At 69.7% G+C, this 1,669-nt stretch carries 2 protein-coding genes; both read left to right on the top strand.

The features are described from left to right. Positions 1-681, top strand: a 681-nt coding sequence (locus Q0D45_RS20055) for a CoA transferase (protein WP_293397247.1), incomplete at its 5' end; no start/stop codon positions are given. 208 nt (positions 682-889) lie between these two features. After that, positions 890-1,669 (top strand): hypothetical protein (locus Q0D45_RS20050; protein WP_293397244.1); only part of this gene is annotated, 780 nt, incomplete at its 3' end.

The following is a 1,669-nucleotide window of genomic DNA, read 5'->3' as shown; positions in this document are numbered from 1 at the left end:
CGCTTGATCTACTGCTCGATCTCCGGCTACGGCCAGGACGGTCCCGCGCGCGACGCACCGGGCCATGATCTGAACTACATCGCTGCCTCTGGTGGACTGATGTACGCGGGCCACTGGACCGGTCCGCCGCGCCGCGCCGGCATGCCGGTCGCAGACCTTGCCGGTGCCAGCTTCGCGGTCATTGCCGTGCTCGCCGCGCTGCACGAGCGGGGCCGTACCGGCAAAGGCGTGTACCTCGACCTGGCGCTGGCAGACGCCGCGCTCGCGTTCACCGCCGCACGCCATGGACTGGACGCGGAGACGCCTTCGCGGGCGCACCTCTATCCGACCAACGACGTGTTTGAAACCGCCGACGGCCGCGCGCTCACGCTCGGCATCATCGAGCCGCATTTCTGGCGAGGCTTCGTCGCCGCCGCCGCCGATATCGCGCCCGACTTCGCCGCGCCCGCCTGGGCCGACGAAATGCGGCGTCTGGCCGATGGCGACGCGCTGCATGCACGCATCGCCGTCGTGATGCGCAGTCAGAGTTCGAGCCACTGGTTGAGTCGCCTGGCGCGCCACGACGTGCCGGCGCATCTGGTGTTGTCGCCCGCCGAGGCCGGGCGCACGCCGCAGGCGCGCGCGCGAACTGGTGATGGAGCATCAGGACCAGCGCCATCTGCCGTTCCCGGTGCGCGCTGACGGACGCCGCGGTGCGCGCCTCGATCGCGTGGCCGGCCGAATCGGCGCCGACGCCGACGAGGTCCTGCTCGGTCTCGGCCTCGCCATTACTGAGATTGATCGGCTACGGGCCTGCGGCGCGCTCGCGATGGCACCGGATTGATCTGGCCGACGGGCCCGCTTCCCCATTCTTTCCCCAAAATCATTTCCATCCTTTCGAGACTGCTCCATGTCTTCGGCAACACTCAGCGCCACCAGCACGACCCGCCTCGCCGCCACCATCCTGATGCTGCGCGACGGCGCCGAAGGTCTGGAGGTCTTCATGGTCGTGCGCCACCACGAGATCGACTTTGCGGCCGGCGCCCTGGTATTCCCTGGCGGCAAGCTCGCCGCAGGTGATGAAGACCCGCGAGTGCGGCTGCGGTGCACCGGCGTCGCCGACCTCGCGCCGAAGCAGATCGCGCTGCGCGTCGCCGCGATCCGCGAGGCCTTCGAGGAATGCGGCGTCCTGCTGGCGCGTGCGCGCGGCGAACGGGTGCTGCTCGGACCCGCGCGCCTGGCCGCACTCGGGCCGCGCTACCGCAAGGCGCTGGACAAGGGCGAGCTCGGCATCGCCGACATGCTGGAGGCCGAAGACCTCGAACTGGCCTGCGAAGAGCTGGTGCCGTTCGCGCACTGGATCACGCCGGCCTTCATGCCCAAGCGTTTCGACACGCACTTCTACCTCGCGGTCGCCCCGGCCGAACAGCTCGCGGTACACGACGGCAGCGAACTCGTGGACTCGCTGTGGCTGCGTCCGGCGCTGGCCCTGTCGCAGGCTGCGGCCGGTGTCCACACGCTGGTGCCCGCAACCGAACTCAATGTGAAGAAGCTCGGCTTCTCCGACAGCGTCGTCGCGGCCCTGTTGGCGGCGCGTGCGCAGCAGGTCGTCACGGTGGTGCCCGAAGTCGTGAAGGGGGCCGAGGGCATGCGGCTGGTGATCCCTGCCGAAGCCGGTTACGGCGTAACC

The organism is Nevskia sp. (assembly GCF_023266035.1).
Taxonomy (GTDB): Bacteria; Pseudomonadota; Gammaproteobacteria; order Nevskiales; family Nevskiaceae; genus Nevskia.
The sequence above is the reverse complement of the archived record's forward strand: the minus strand, read 5'-3'. Positions and strand labels throughout refer to the sequence as shown.